At 65.5% G+C, this 14,673-nt stretch carries 8 protein-coding genes and 1 tRNA gene; 4 read left to right on the top strand and 5 right to left on the bottom strand.

The window, feature by feature from the left end; translation table 11 throughout:
• The first annotated feature begins 106 nt into the window (after positions 1 to 106).
• The gene (locus AC4GYU_RS01065) at positions 107 to 1,444 is read left to right on the top strand and encodes an MFS transporter (protein ID WP_491086862.1); all 1,338 of its coding nucleotides are present in this window, start codon (positions 107 to 109) and stop codon (positions 1,442 to 1,444) included.
• A 3-nt stretch (positions 1,445 to 1,447) separates the two neighbouring features.
• Here the strand turns inward: AC4GYU_RS01065 and AC4GYU_RS01060 are convergent, their stop codons facing one another.
• The 3 genes from AC4GYU_RS01060 to AC4GYU_RS01050 form a co-directional block, all read right to left on the bottom strand.
• Positions 1,448 to 1,642 carry a hypothetical protein gene (locus AC4GYU_RS01060; protein WP_491085052.1) on the bottom strand — a complete coding sequence of 65 codons (195 nt, stop codon included), beginning with the start codon at positions 1,640 to 1,642 and terminating at the stop codon, positions 1,448 to 1,450.
• Positions 1,643 to 1,757: 115 nt separating this feature from the next.
• Positions 1,758 to 3,365 (bottom strand): putative bifunctional diguanylate cyclase/phosphodiesterase, encoded by a 1,608-nt coding sequence (locus AC4GYU_RS01055; RefSeq protein WP_491085051.1) that lies wholly within the window; start codon positions 3,363 to 3,365, stop codon positions 1,758 to 1,760.
• Between the two features lie 74 nt (positions 3,366 to 3,439).
• A tRNA-Leu gene (locus tag AC4GYU_RS01050) sits at positions 3,440 to 3,525 on the bottom strand.
• 143 nt (positions 3,526 to 3,668) lie between these two features.
• Between AC4GYU_RS01050 and AC4GYU_RS01045 the strand changes: the two genes are divergently transcribed.
• Both AC4GYU_RS01045 and AC4GYU_RS01040 read left to right on the top strand, forming a co-directional pair.
• A complete protein-coding gene (locus AC4GYU_RS01045; RefSeq protein WP_491085050.1) occupies positions 3,669 to 3,794 on the top strand; it encodes an entericidin A/B family lipoprotein in 126 nt (41 codons plus the stop codon).
• Between the two features lie 42 nt (positions 3,795 to 3,836).
• Complete coding sequence (locus AC4GYU_RS01040) at positions 3,837 to 3,974, top strand: entericidin A/B family lipoprotein (protein ID WP_491085049.1); 138 nt, start codon at positions 3,837 to 3,839, stop codon at positions 3,972 to 3,974.
• Positions 3,975 to 4,149: 175 nt separating this feature from the next.
• Here AC4GYU_RS01040 and rpoC read toward each other — a convergent pair whose 3' ends face one another.
• Positions 4,150 to 8,421 carry a DNA-directed RNA polymerase subunit beta' gene (rpoC, locus tag AC4GYU_RS01035; protein WP_491085048.1) on the bottom strand — a complete coding sequence of 1,424 codons (4,272 nt, stop codon included), beginning with the start codon at positions 8,419 to 8,421 and terminating at the stop codon, positions 4,150 to 4,152.
• A 68-nt stretch (positions 8,422 to 8,489) separates the two neighbouring features.
• The gene (gene rpoB, locus AC4GYU_RS01030) at positions 8,490 to 12,659 is read right to left on the bottom strand and encodes a DNA-directed RNA polymerase subunit beta (RefSeq protein ID WP_491085047.1); all 4,170 of its coding nucleotides are present in this window, start codon (positions 12,657 to 12,659) and stop codon (positions 8,490 to 8,492) included.
• 563 nt (positions 12,660 to 13,222) lie between these two features.
• Here rpoB and AC4GYU_RS01025 point away from each other — a divergent pair.
• Positions 13,223 to 14,593, top strand: coding sequence for a hypothetical protein (locus tag AC4GYU_RS01025; protein ID WP_491085046.1), 1,371 nt, complete (start codon positions 13,223 to 13,225; stop codon positions 14,591 to 14,593).
• Positions 14,594 to 14,673: the final 80 nt, after the last annotated feature.

Genomic DNA, 14,673 nt, shown 5'->3' with positions numbered 1-14,673 from the left:
CCTGTCTAGCTTGGCTTGGCCACTTTGCCAAAGCGCGGCATTTGGCGAACCCGGGATGGCGGGCTAAGGCCGGGCCAACCCCTTCCAGCCAATAGGCTTCTCCTTGATCCAGAACGTCACGCACCTGCTCAAGACCCGGCGCTTCGTGCCGTTGTTCGTCACGCAATTCCTCGGTGCCTTCAACGACAATCTGTTCCGGACCACGATGGTCCTCCTCGTCATCTACGGCATCTACCGGTCGGCCGAGCAGGAAGCGGCCTTCTCGGCCCTCGCGGGCGGGCTGTTCATCCTGCCTTTCTTCCTGCTGTCGGCCCTGTCGGGACAGCTTGCGGACGCGACCGACAAGGCGCGGATCGCGCGGGCGGTGAAGAGCGCCGAAATCCTTATCATGCTGTTCGGCGCCGCCGGTCTCTACCTGCTCAACATCCCGCTGATGCTGGTCGCGCTGACCGCCATGGGGATTCACTCGACCTTCTTCGGGCCGATCAAATATGCGATCCTGCCGCAGCATCTCGAGCGCGACGAAGTGCTCGGCGGGACCGGGCTGGTCGAGGCGGGGACCTATATCGCGATCCTCGGCGGGACGATCCTCGGCGGCATTCTCGTCGTGCAGGACGCCGACGGCCGCTATCATGCCGAATATGCCGCGGTGGCGGTGCTGCTGGTCGCGATCGCCGGGCGAGTTGCGGGGCAGTTCATTCCCGCGGCCCCGCCGTCGACGGAGGACAGCGGGACGCTCAACGACCCCGACCTCCCCAAGCCCGGGCTCGACTGGCACATCCTGCGCGCTTCGATCAATCTGGTGAAGGCGACGATGCACGTGCCCAGGCTGTTCGTCGCTATCATGGCGATCAGCTTCTTCTGGGCGATCGGCGCGGTGCTAGCGGCGCAATTCCCGCCGCTGGTGAAGAATGTCTTCGGCGGCGACCAGAGCGTCGCAACCCTCTTCCTCGCCATCTTTTCGGTCGGCGTGGCGGTCGGATCGGTGATCATCAACCGGCTTCTGAAGGGTGAGGTATCGGCCCGCTATGCGCCGATCTCGGCGCTGCTGATGGGCGTCTGCGTCCTCGCGCTCTGGGCGCTGAGCCTCGCCTGGACCCCGTTCACGCCGCTTGCGGGAATGCACCAGTTTCTTGCCGAACCGACCGGCTGGCCGGTGGTGATCGCCTTGTTCGGGGTAGCGACCTTCGGCGGCATGTTCGTGGTGCCGCTCTACGCCTTTCTAACCACCACCGTGCCCAAGTCGGAGACGGCGCGGACGGTGGCGGCCAACAATATCGTCAATGCGGGCGCGATGGTCCTCTCGACGGTACTGCTGTTCGGCCTCGTACAGGCCGGCGTGTCGGTCGAGCAGACCCTGCTACTGGTCGCGGTGGGGACGTTGGTCTCGGCCTGGCTCGGCCGGAAGCTTGACCTGGCGTGCCGGGCAGCCGGCTGTCCCTGAGCGTCAGGCGATGAACAGGCTAACGGCAAAGAAGCCGGCGACATAGGCGCCGGCAAAGAGCTTCGCATTGTCGCTCCAGCCAGCCGGCAGCTTCTCGGCCCACTCGAGGAGCCAGGTGCGGCCGCTTCCGAAGCGGAGCGGGTGGGGTCCGCCGAGGCGGACCGAGAAAGGCAGAGCCACTGCCGAAGAGCGACGCATGAGCAAACCCTAACGCTGAATTTACCATCTTCAACGGGGGTCGAGCGAATGCGGTTGCCAGTTGTGCCATATCGGGATGGCGCAGCGGCGGGCCAGTGATTGCGTGGAAGTGGCGTCAGCCGATGCGGCGGGCGGCGGGCTCGCTGGAGACTCGTCGGCGGGCAAGGAGGTCGGCGACCCCGTCCGCGTCCATCGGCTTGCCGATGAACCAGCCCTGCCCGGTGCGGGCGCCGAGGCCCAGCACCATCTCGTAGGTCGCCGCGTCCTCGAGGCCCTCGGCGGTTACCGGGATGTCGAGCGCCTGGGCGAGGGTGGTCACCGCCTTGACGATCGCCGCGCTCTCGCGGTCGACATGAAGGGTGGCGACGAAGCTGCGGTCGATCTTGATCATGTCGAGCGGCAGCAATCGAAGATGCGACAGGCTGGAGAAGCCCGTGCCGAAATCGTCGAGCGCCAGCCGAACGCCCTGGTTCTTGAGGCTGATCACGAGGTTCCTGGCGAGGTCGAGATCGCTGAACAGCGAGCTTTCGGTCACCTCGACGATCAGGCGGTCAGCCGGGAAGCCATGCTCGGTGAGCAGGCGGACGACGCGCTGCGCGAGCCAGAGGTCGGACAATTGCGCCGGCGATATGTTGACCGACAGGCTGATGTCGGCGTCCCAGTCGCGGCCAAGGTCGAAGGCCTGCGCGATGACCGCTTCGGACAGCGGCGCGATCAGGCCCATCTCCTCGGCGACTGGAATGAAGACTTCGGGGCCGAGGAGGCCGCGGTTGGGATGCTGCCAGCGGGCGAGCACCTCGAAGCCGGTCAGCTTGCCGGTATGAAGGTCGACCTGCGGCTCGAACACGGGGACGAACTGGCCGTGGTCGATGCCGACGCGGATCGCCTGCTCAAGCTCGCTGCGTTCGATCAGCGCGCGTTCCATCCCGCTGTCGAACCAGGTCGGGCGTGCGGCGCGGGCGCTGCGGGCATGGTCGAGCGCGATGTCGGCGCGGCGAAGAAGGTCCGACGCGCGGCAGGTCATCCCCGGCGGCGCGCTGGCGATCCCGGCGATGGCGCCGACCTGCACATAGGTGCCCTGGATGTCATAGGTCCGGCTGACGTCGCGAAGCAGCGCCTCGGCGAGCGTCTCGGCGCTGGCGAGGTCGGCGGTGCGGAGGCAGGCGGCAATGGCGAATTCGTCGCCGGACAGGCGCGCGACCACCGCCTTCTCGGGCACGTCGGCGCGCATCGCCTCGGCGATCTCGCGCAGGAGCGCGTCGCCCATGTCGTAGCCGAAGCGGTCGTTGACCCGCTTGAAGCGCTGCATCTGGAGCGAGATGATGACGAGGCAGTGGTCGCTGTCGATCGCCGTGTCGCAAAGATGCTCGACCGCTTCGGCGAAACCCTTGCGGTTGGCGAGACCGGTGATGCTGTCGGTGGCGGCCTGCTGGGCGGCGCGGCGCTCGCCGTCGGCGCGCAGCTCGGCCTCATGCTGGAGGTCGGCATAGCGGCGCCAGCCGAACAGGATCAGCGCGACGTTGAGGACGAGGGCCGCGGCGGCGACCTGGACGCTGCTGTCGAGGCCGCTGACCTTGTCGCGCGCGATGAGGTGCAGCAGCCCGCTGCCGTTCCAGACGAACGCGCCCACCGCAGCGACGAGAAACAGGACGATCGACCATTCGGTCCGGGCAACCGACAGTCGGTCACGACGCGGTGACAGGGCAGGAAACGGGCCGAGCATTGACCGAGGTTAGGCGCAAAGGGCTTAATAAATTGCTCCGCTATGGAGCGATCCTCTCCCGACTTGCGGGCCATTGGTGCGGACGGCGGGACTTGAACCCGCACTTCGTTCCCGAAAGCCGATTTTAAGTCGGCAGCGTCTACCATTCCGCCACGTCCGCACGTGCCGAGGGCTTGCCCGCCGGGGAGCGCTTCGGTCAAGCCGCGCGACCCTCGCGACACGCAGGCGAGAAAATAACGCCTCCGTCATGGACCCGCGTGGCCCTTTCGGCGTTCGTTCAGCCGCAAGACAGGAGAAGAACGCATGTTTCGCAAGGTAATGACCCTGGCTCTGATCGGTGGCTCGCTGGCGATCGCGGCCTGCAACACGGTTCGTGGTGCTGCGGCGGACGTCAACTCGGCGGCTAACGCGGTCGACAATCAGATCTGATCTGAGGCATGGGTCGTTTCGCTATCATAACGGAGTAGACCCATGCGGAAGTTCGTGACCCTGGCGCTGATCGGCGGCGCGCTGGCCATTTCGGCCTGCAACACCGTCCGCGGCGCGGCGTCGGATCTCAACTCGGCAGCCAATTGCACCGAGAACACGATCAACGGCGCGCGCTGCTGAACGCAGCGAAGGGCTGAAACAGGAAACCCCGTCGGCTCCGTGCCGGCGGGGTTTTCTTTTGCCTGCGATGGTGCGGGGCCAGGCAAGCAAAAAACCCCGCCGGCGCGATGCCGACGGGGTCTCCTGTTGTTTCGGGCTGCTCGCTCCTCCCGCGGGCAGGAGGGGCTAGCGCCGATTAGTCCTGCAGATAGTCGCCGGCGTCGGCATCGGTCCCGTGGCCGCTGGCGACGACGTCGCCGAGCGGGTCATGGCCCGAAGCCGAAGCGTCGCGGGTCGACTGGGCGAGCTCGGCGGCGCGGAGTTCTTCCGCGCTGTCCGGAGCGACCAGCGCCTCGGCGAGCTTGCGCTGCGCCGCACGAAGCGAGGCATCGCGGCTCGACGCGGCGACCCGGAGGCGGTTCATGCCCGCGCCGGTACCGGCGGGGATGAGGCGACCGACGATGACGTTCTCCTTGAGACCGTTCAGCGTGTCGATCTTGCCCTGGACCGAGGCCTCGGTGAGCACGCGGGTGGTCTCCTGGAAGGAGGCCGCCGAGATGAACGACCGGGTCTGAAGCGACGCCTTGGTGATCCCGAGGAGGATCGGCTTGCCCGAGGCCGGACGCTCGCCCTTGCCGAGCTTCGAGTTGATCTCGTCCATCTCCTCGCGATCAACCTGCTCACCCTTGAGGAGGGTGGTGTCGCCGTCGTCGGTGATCTCGACCTTCTGCAGCATCTGGCGAACGATCACCTCGATGTGCTTGTCGTTGATCTTCACGCCCTGCAGTCGATAGACCTCCTGGATCTCGGTGACGAGATATTCGGCCAGGGCGACGACGCCGAGCGCCTCGAGGATGTCGTGCGGATCAGGCGAACCGCCGACGAGGTTGTCGCCGCGCTTCACATAGTCGCCCTCCTGCACGTCGATGACGCGGCTCTTGGGGACCAGTTCCTCGTGCGGCTCGCTGCCGTCGTCCGGAACGATCGCGATCTTCCGCTTCGCCTTGTAGTCCTTGAGGAACTGCACGCGGCCCGAGACGCGGGCGATGATCGCCTTGTCCTTGGGCGTGCGGGCCTCGAACAGCTCGGCGACGCGCGGCAGACCGCCGGTAATGTCGCGGGTCTTGGCGGCTTCACGCGGCATGCGGGCGAGCACTTCGCCGGCTTCCACGGTGGCACCGTCCTCGACCGCGACGATCGCGCCGGCCGCCAGGCGATAGACGCCGGCTTCCTGCGAATTGTCGCCGAGGAGGGTCAGGCGCGGACGCAGATCCTCCTTCTTCGACTTGGCCATGTCCTCGGTGACGACGCGCTGGCTGATGCCGGTCGCTTCGTCGGTCTGCTCGGTCATGGTGCGGTTCTCGATCAGGTCCTGGAACTTGATCGTGCCGGCCTTCTCGGTGATCACCGGGCTGAAGCTCGGATCCCACTCGGCGATGCGATCGCCCTTCGAGACGATGTGACCGCTCTCGCACAGCAGGTGCGCGCCGTAAGGCACGCGGTGCGTCGACAGCTCGCGCCCGTCCATGTCGAGGATGGCGAGCTCGCCCGAGCGCGACAGCGAGATGTGCCGGCCGCGCGGGTCGGTGATCGTCGGCATGTCACGGAACTCGATAGTGCCGTCGACCGGCGCCTCGAGGTTCGACTGCTCGTTGAGCTGCGCCGCACCACCGATGTGGAAGGTGCGCATGGTCAGCTGCGTGCCCGGTTCACCGATCGACTGGGCGGCGATGACGCCGACCGCTTCACCGATGTTGACCGGCGTACCGCGGGCGAGGTCACGCCCGTAGCACTTGCCGCAGACGCCCTGGCGGCTGGCGCAGACCAGCGGCGAGCGGATCTTGATGCCCTGGAGGCTGGCAGCCTCGAGCTTCGCGACCATCGGCTCGTCGAGGAGGACGCCCTCTTCGATGAGCAGCTCGCCCGTCTTCGGATCGACGACATCCTCGGCCGTGGTGCGCCCGAGGACGCGGTCGGCGAGGCTGGCGATGACCGAACCGCCCTGGACGATGGCACGCATCTCCAGTGCCTGGTCGGTGCCGCAATCCTCCTCGATGATGACGGCATCCTGCGACACGTCGACCAGACGGCGGGTCAGGTACCCCGAGTTCGCCGTCTTGAGCGCGGTGTCGGCCAGACCCTTGCGGGCGCCGTGGGTCGAATTGAAGTACTCAAGGACGGTCAGGCCTTCCTTGAAGTTCGAGATGATCGGCGTTTCGATGATCTCGCCCGACGGCTTGGCCATGAGGCCGCGCATGCCGGCGAGCTGCTTGATCTGCGCCTGGCTACCACGGGCACCCGAGTGCGCCATCATGTAGATCGAGTTGACCGGACGCTCACGGCCGTCGTCGCCCTTCGGCGTGGCCGATATTTCCTTCATCATCTCCTGGGCGACGCGATCACCGCAGCGCGACCAGGCGTCGATCACCTTGTTGTACTTCTCCTGCTGCGTGATCAGGCCGTCCTGATACTGCTGCTCATAGTCCTTCACGAGCGCGCGGGTTTCCTCGACGAGAGGATCCTTCGCCTGCGGAATGACCATGTCGTCCTTGCCGAAGCTGATGCCGGCCTTGAACGCGTGGCGGAAGCCGAGACCCATGATCGCGTCGGCGAAGAGGACCGTGTCCTTCTGGCCGGTGTGACGATAGACCTCGTCGATCACGTCGCCGATGTCCTTCTTGGTGAGAAGGCGGTTGACGGTCTCGAACGGCACCTTGTGGCTCTTCGGGAGCGTCTCGCCGAGCAGCATGCGGCCCGGCGTCGTCTCGAAGCGCTTCATGTAGGTCTTGCCCTCCTCGTCCGTCTGCGGGACTCGGCTGACGATCTTGGTGTGCAGGGTCACGACGCCGGCGGCGAGGGCCTGGTGGACCTCGGTCATGTCGGCGAGCAGCGAACCCTGGCCCGGCTCTCCGTCCTTCTCCATCGAGAGATAGTAGAGACCAAGCACCATGTCCTGCGACGGAACGATGATCGGCTTGCCGTTGGCGGGCGAGAGGATGTTGTTGGTGCTCATCATGAGCACGCGCGCTTCCAGCTGGGCCTCGAGGCTCAGCGGGACGTGCACGGCCATCTGGTCACCGTCGAAGTCGGCGTTGAACGCGGCGCAGACCAGCGGGTGAAGCTGGATCGCCTTGCCCTCGATCAGAACCGGCTCGAACGCCTGGATGCCGAGGCGGTGAAGCGTCGGGGCGCGGTTGAGGAGGACCGGGTGCTCGCGAATGACTTCGTCGAGGATGTCCCAGACTTCCTTGCGCTCCTTCTCGACCCACTTCTTGGCCTGCTTGAGGGTCATCGAGAGACCCTTGGCGTCGAGGCGCGAGTAGATGAACGGCTTGAACAGCTCGAGCGCCATCTTCTTCGGCAGGCCGCACTGATGGAGCTTGAGCTCCGGACCCGTGACGATGACCGAACGGCCCGAATAGTCGACGCGCTTGCCGAGGAGGTTCTGGCGGAAGCGGCCCTGCTTGCCCTTGAGCATGTCGCTGAGCGACTTCAGCGGACGCTTGTTCGCACCGGTGATGGTGCGGCCGCGGCGGCCGTTGTCGAACAGGGCGTCGACGGCTTCCTGAAGCATGCGCTTTTCGTTGCGGACGATGATGTCCGGCGCGCGCAGCTCGATCAGCCGCTTCAGACGGTTGTTGCGGTTGATGACGCGGCGATAGAGATCGTTGAGATCCGAGGTCGCGAAGCGGCCGCCGTCGAGCGGCACCAGCGGGCGCAGTTCGGGCGGAATGACCGGAACGACGTCGAGGATCATCCACTCGGGACGGTTGCCCGATTCAAGGAAGCTCTCGACGACCTTGAGCCGCTTGATGATCTTCTTGGGCTTCAGTTCCGACTTGGTGACCGCAAGCTCCTCGAGGAGCTGCTTGCGCTCGCCCTCGAGGTCGAGGTCCATCAGCATGATCTTGACGGCTTCGGCGCCGATGCCGGCCGAGAAGGCGTCCTCGCCATGCTCGTCCTGCGCCTCGAGGAGTTCGTCCTCGGTCAGCAGCTGATACTTCTCGAGCGGGGTCAGGCCCGGCTCGATGACCACGTAGGACTCGAAGTAGAGGATCCGCTCGAGCTGCTTGAGCTGCATGTCGAGCAGCAGGCCGATGCGGCTCGGCAGCGACTTGAGGAACCAGATGTGCGCGACCGGGGCGGCCAGCTCGATGTGGCCCATGCGCTCGCGGCGGACCTTCGAGACGGTGACTTCGACACCGCACTTCTCGCAGACGATGCCCTTGTACTTCATGCGCTTGTACTTGCCGCACAGGCATTCGTAGTCCTTGATCGGACCGAAGATGCGCGCGCAGAAGAGGCCGTCACGCTCGGGCTTGAACGTGCGATAGTTGATCGTTTCGGGCTTCTTGATCTCGCCGAACGACCAGGAACGGATCTTGTCGGGCGACGCGATGCCGATCTTGATCTGGTCGAAGGTCTCCGGCTTGGCCACCGGGTTCGCGAAGTTGGTCAGCTCGTTCATTACTTACTCCTGAGCCCCTGCGGGCCTCGAGGTCATATTCTGGGGCGACGGGAGGAGGGCCGAAGCCCTCACTCCGCCGCCAGCGCCGGCGGCTCGTCCTGGTTGTCGACGCTGTCGAGCTCGACGTTGAGGCCGAGCGACCGCATTTCCTTGACCAGCACGTTGAAGCTCTCCGGAATGCCGGCCTCGAACGTGTCGTCACCCTTGACGATCGCCTCGTAGACCTTGGTCCGGCCGATCACGTCGTCCGACTTCACGGTCAGCATTTCCTGCAGCGTGTAGGCGGCGCCGTAGGCCTGGAGCGCCCAGACCTCCATCTCACCGAAGCGCTGGCCGCCGAACTGCGCCTTACCGCCCAGCGGCTGCTGGGTGACGAGGCTGTACGGCCCGATCGAACGCGCGTGGATCTTGTCGTCGACCAGGTGGTGGAGCTTGAGCATGTAGATGATGCCCATGGTCACCTTGCGGTCGAACGGCTCACCGGTGCGGCCGTCGTACAGGGTCGACTGACCCGAGGTGGCGAGGCCGGCCTTGGTCAGCATGTCCGACACGTCCTGCTCGCGAGCACCGTCGAACACCGGCGTGCCCATCGGCAGACCGCCGACGAGGTTGCGGGCCAGTTCGACCACGTCGTCGTCCGAACGGGCGTCGACGTCACCGTGATACTGCTCGCCGTACAGCGCCTTCAGCTTCTCGCGGATCGCACCGACGTCCTTGCCGGCGAAGTCCGAGCCACGGTTGTGCATGTCCTCGAGCATCTCGCCGATCTGCTTGCCGAGGCCGCGGGCGGCCCAGCCAAGGTGGGTCTCGAAGATCTGCCCGACGTTCATGCGCGACGGCACGCCCAGCGGGTTGAGCACGATGTCGGCGTGGGTCCCGTCCTCGAGGAACGGCATGTCCTCGATCGGCAGGATCCGGCTGATGACACCCTTGTTGCCGTGACGGCCGGCCATCTTGTCGCCCGGCTGAAGCTTGCGCTTCACGGCAACGAAGACCTTGACCATCTTGAGCACGCCCGGGGCCAGCTCGTCGCCCGCTTCCACCTTCTGGATGCGGTCCTCGAGCTTGCGGCGGATGGCCGCCTCGGCCTCGTCATACTGGCCCTTGAGCGCCTCGATGTCCGCCTGGCGGGCATCGTCCTTGACGGCGATCTTCCACCAGTCGTGCTTCTCGGTGCCCTCGAGCATGTCGACGTCGAGGGTCGCACCCTTCTTGATCGTCTTGGGCGCGGCAGTCGCGACCTGGCCGACCAGCATCTCCTGCAGACGCGCGAAGGTCGCGCGGTTGAGGATGCGGCGCTCGGATTCGGCGTCGCCCTTGAGGCGGTCCTTCTCCTCGGCCTGGATGCCGCGGGTACGGTCGTCGATATCAATGCCGTGGCGATTGAAGACGCGGACGTCGACGATCGTGCCGGCAACGCCCGGCGGCAGACGCAGCGAGGTGTCGCGGACGTCCGAGGCCTTCTCACCAAAGATGGCGCGGAGGAGCTTCTCTTCCGGCGTCATCGGACTCTCGCCCTTCGGGGTGATCTTGCCGACCAGGATGTCGCCCGGCTCGACCTCGGCACCGATGTAGACGATGCCGGCCTCGTCGAGATTACGGAGCGCTTCCTCGCCGACGTTGGGGATGTCGCGGGTGATGTCTTCCGGCCCGAGCTTGGTGTCTCGGGCCATGACCTCGAACTCCTCGATGTGGATCGAGGTGAAGACGTCGTCCTTCACGATCCGCTCGGAGATCAGGATCGAGTCTTCGTAGTTGTAGCCGTTCCACGGCATGAACGCGACGAGCACGTTCCGGCCGAGCGCCAGCTCGCCGAACTGGGTCGACGGGCCGTCAGCGATGATCTCGCCGGCTTCGACCACGTCACCGACCTTCACCAGCGGACGCTGGTTGATGCAGGTCGACTGGTTCGAGCGCTGGAACTTCATGAGGCTGTAGATGTCGACGCCGCTCTCGCCGGGCTTGAGCTCGGAGGTGACGCGGATGACGACGCGGGTCGCATCGACCTGGTCGACGATGCCGGCGCGGCGGGCCGCGATGGCGGCGCCGGAGTCGCGGGCGACCGTCTCTTCCATGCCGGTGCCGACCAGCGGCGCATCGGCCTGCAGGAGCGGAACCGCCTGGCGCTGCATGTTCGAGCCCATGAGCGCGCGGTTGGCGTCATCGTTCTCGAGGAACGGGATGAGCGAGGCCGCGACCGACACCAGCTGCTTGGGGCTGACGTCCATCAGGGTGATCTGGTCACGCGGCGCGATCAGGAAGTCGCCGTTACGACGCGACGAGATGATCTCCTCGACGAAGGTGCCGTCGGGAGCGATCTCGGCGTTGGCCTGCGCGATTGTGTGCTTGGCCTCTTCCATCGCCGACAGATAGACGACCTCGTCGGTCACCTTGTTGTCGACGACCTTGCGATACGGGGTCTCGATGAAGCCGTACTTGTTGACGCGGCTGAACGAGGCGAGGCTGTTGATCAGACCGATGTTCGGGCCTTCCGGCGTCTCGATCGGGCAGATGCGGCCATAGTGGGTCGGGTGGACGTCACGGACTTCGAAGCCCGCGCGCTCACGGGTGAGACCGCCCGGCCCGAGCGCCGAGACGCGACGCTTGTGCGTCACTTCGGAGAGCGGGTTGGTCTGGTCCATGAACTGCGACAGCTGCGACGAGCCGAAGAATTCCCGCACCGCGGCGACCGCCGGCTTCGCGTTGATGAGGTCGTTCGGCATGACCGTCGACACGTCGACCGAGCTCATGCGCTCCTTGACCGCGCGCTCCATGCGGAGGAGGCCGACGCGATACTGGTTCTCGAGCAGCTCGCCGACCGAACGCACGCGGCGGTTGGCGAGGTTGTCGATGTCGTCGATCTCGCCCTTGCCGTCCTTGAGGTTCACCAGCTCCTTGACGACCGCCAGGATGTCCTCGCGGCGCAGCGTGGTGACCGTGTCCTCGGCGTCGAGGCCAAGGCGCATGTTGAGCTTGACGCGGCCGACGGCCGACAGGTCGTAGCGCTCCGGATCGAAGAACAGGCCATAGAACAGCGCGTCCGCGGTTTCGCGCGTCGGCGGCTCGCCGGGGCGCATGACGCGATAGATGTCGCTGAGCGCATGATCGCCGTCCTCGGCCTTGTCGGCCTTGAGGGTGTTGCGGATCCAGGGGCCCGTGTTGACATAGTCGATGTCGAGCAGCTCGAGGCGGTCGATGCCGGCCTTGTCGAGCGCTTCGAGGTTTTCCGGAGTGATCTCGTCACCGGCCTCGACGTAGATCTGGCCGGTGCCCTCGTTGATGAGGTCATAGGCCGAGAAGCGACCGAAGATGGTCTCGGTCGGGATGATGAGGTTGGCGAGGCCTTCCTTGCCGGCCTGGTTGGCGCGGCGCGGGGTGATCTTCTCGCCCGCCTTGAACGCCACTTCGCCGGTGTCGGCGTTGACGATGTCGAACATCGGCTTCTGGCCGCGCCAGTTTTCGGCGACGTAGGGGATCTGCCAGCCGTTCGGGCCGCGGACATAGGTCACGCGGTTGTAGAATTCGTTGAGAATCTCTTCCGAGGTCAGGCCCAGCGCGTGCAACAGCGCGGTGACCGGCAGCTTGCGCTTGCGGTCGATGCGGACGTTGACGATGTCCTTGGCGTCGAACTCGAAGTCGAGCCACGAGCCACGATACGGGATGACGCGGGCGGCGAAGAGATACTTGCCCGACGCATGGGTCTTGCCGCGGTCATGGTCGAACAGGACGCCCGGCGAGCGGTGCATCTGGCTGACGATGACGCGCTCGGTGCCGTTGACGATGAAGGTGCCGTTCTGCGTCATGAGCGGCATGTCGCCCATGTACACGTCCTGCTCCTTGATATCGATCACCGACTTGGCCTCGGTGTCGGGATCGATCTCGAAGGAGGTGAGGCGCAGGGTCACGCGCATCGGCGCGGCATAGGTCAGCCCGCGCTGGCGGCACTCGTCGGTGTCGAACTTGGGGTCCTCGAGGACATAATGGTCGAAGTCGAGGTGCGCGGTGCCCGCGAAATCCTGGATCGGGAAGACCGAGCGGAGGGTCTTCTCGAGGCCCGACACATAGCCGGTCGACGGATCGGAACGGAGGAACTGCTCGTAGCTTTCGCGCTGAACCTCGATGAGGTTCGGCATCTCGCTGATCTCGTGGATGTTGCCGAAGATCTTGCGGATGCGGCGCGTCTTGGTCGAGCGCCCCGAGGAAGTGTTGTGCGGAATTTCGATCGACTTGGTGGCCATGGTCGTCCCTGCGCTTGCACGGGACGGTGTCACCGCCCCGCGAGGTCCCCGCGGCTGCAGGGACCCAGTAAATCCAGCCCCGGCTCGCACCGGAGGGCATCAGTGAGGCGCTGCTCCTGCTGATCTCTCCTATTCGTTCGGCCCGCGCGCTCTTCGGACCCTGTCCCGGAGAGGGCAGGAAAGGCCCCAGGCGCACGGATAGCCGTGCGGCGGAGCCGGTATGTTTGTCGGATAGGAACCGCATATAGCCAGCTGCGTCCGAATCGCAAGAGGGCAAGGCAACCAAATGGCCGCCCTGGGCATTGACCCGACCCGCCTTTCGCCGCTGCCCGAGGCCGTCCCATGCGCCTGCTGCTCGTCTCGCCCGGAGACCCAGCCGCAACCCACCGGCTGAGCCGCGCCACGTTAACCATCTCGTGACCTCCGCCCGGTAGAGCAGCGTCGCAGGCGATCGACGCAGGGAGCATCACGACAAGATGGCAACGGTTACGGCGGGGGGCTGGTGGCAGCGGGCAAGAGCGCGGCTCCTGGCTGACGCGCGGGCGAAGAGTGAGCCCTCCACGATGGAGAACGCCCAGGCCTGGCAGGCAGCGATTCCGCTTTTCTTCACCATCTTCGTCGCCTTTCGTGGCAATTTGTTTCTCGACGGGGACACCGGCTGGCATCTTGGAACAGGGCGCTGGATCGTCGAGCAGGGGGTAGTCCCGCTGACGGACCCGTTCAGCCACACGATGCCCGGCCAGCCGTGGATGGCGCACGAATGGCTTTCCGAGGTCCTGATGTTCGGCGCTCATGCGGTCGCCGGCTGGGCGGGTCTGGCGGCGCTGTTCAGCGCCCTCTTCGGCCTCACGTTGCTGATCCTCGCGCGGGAGGCCTTCCGGGCGCTGCCCGTCCGTTGGGCCGCGACGGCCGTCATCGTGTCCGGCGGGATATTGCTGAATTTCGCGCTGGCGCGCCCCCATCTGCTCGCCTGGCCACTCTTGGCCTTCTGGACCGTGATGCTGTTGCGGGCGCGGGAAGAGCGGCGAGCACCTCCCCTGGCTTGCGCGGCGCTGCTCACGATTTGGGCCAATTTGCATGCGAGTTACATCGTCGCCTTCGGGCTGGCCGGCCTGTTCGCGCTCGAGAGCCTGATCGAAAATCCACGCGACCGGCGGCTGCTTGGCCGCTGGGTGCTTTTCGGGGCGCTGATGCTTGTCGCGGCGCTGCTTACACCCTTTGGCCCGCAGCACTTCCTGTTTCCCTTCCAGGTAAGCAACATGGAGGCGCTGAACGTCATCGGTGAATGGCGCCGCTCGACGATCACGAGTGAGACGCTTCTCTTCGTCTGCGTTTTCTCGCTCCTTCTGTTTGTCATCGCGCGGTGGCGGACATTGCCGCCTCTTCGCGTGCTTCTGCTCGCGGCACTATCGGTAATGGCCATCCTTCATGTCCGCCATCAGATGCTTTTCGTCATCATCGGCCTGCCTGTCTTCCTGACGATGATTGTCGGGAAGGAGCCATCGAAGGCGTTCGTGAAGCAGCCGGGGTGGCTCGCTCCCGGCCTGCTCGCGGTGGTCGTCCTGCGCCTGCTGACCCCGTACAGCTTCGAAGACACCAGCATCTATCCGATCAGCTTGCTGTCGAAGGTTCCTGCCGAAATCACGCGCGAACCGGTCTACAATGAGTATAGCCAGGGTGGACCGCTGGTGATGCTTGGGATCAGGCCGTACATCGACGGGCGGGCCGACATGTATGGCGACGAGCGAGTGCTCCGGTCCAAGGCCATCACGAACGGCGACATCGTCAAGTTCCGCGAGGATGCCGACCGCTACAAAATTCGCTGGGCGGTGCTCGAGAACGACAATGGGCTCACACCGAAGCTCACCCGCGAGCCCGGCTGGCGCGTGTTACGCCGCGATGCCCATGCCACGGTGTTCGTCCGCACCAACTGAGGGCAACGAAAAAGGCGACCCCTTGCGGAGCCGCCTTTCCCGATCACGGGCGCTTCAAGACACCCGCGAAACTGGTCAGA

It is taken from the genome of Sphingomonas sp. SP2, assembly GCF_058313385.1.
This window is presented reverse-complemented; position numbering and strand designations above follow the sequence as displayed.